Origin of the sequence: Rhizobium sp. PRIMUS64, assembly GCF_023006465.1 — a bacterium.
Taxonomy (GTDB): domain Bacteria; phylum Pseudomonadota; class Alphaproteobacteria; order Rhizobiales; family Rhizobiaceae; genus Rhizobium; species Rhizobium leguminosarum.
Genome location: NZ_JALBGX010000366.1, coordinates 1 through 303 on the forward strand (window position 1 = coordinate 1; position 303 = coordinate 303).

The window sequence follows — 303 nt, forward strand, 5'->3', positions numbered from 1 at the left end:
GACAAGCTTGAAGTTCGTGAGTAGGAAGCAAGAGCCCTGAGCACTGGCCGATCAGCTTGGACATCAACACGACATCCGACCTCGGAGCCACGAGAGAATTCAGTTCGATGACGGTGTTCGGGAGTTTCATGGTTGAGACGTAGGGCATTGAACCCGCCTCGGCTGATGCTCTTTCGTCCACCATTCTTCACTTTTGAGTTCTCGTAATCGGGCAGCGTAGTGAAGCAGATGGGGATTGCGTTCATGTCGGCCTCCGATGACGGACGCCGCATGACGTAGAAGAATATCTCCTGCCATTCAGTG

1 pseudogene is annotated in these 303 nt (G+C 53.5%); it reads right to left on the reverse strand.

The window, feature by feature from the left end:
• Window positions 1–245: pseudogene (locus MOV76_RS40420) on the reverse strand (hypothetical protein); the annotation flags it as partial.
• Window positions 246–303: the final 58 nt, after the last annotated feature.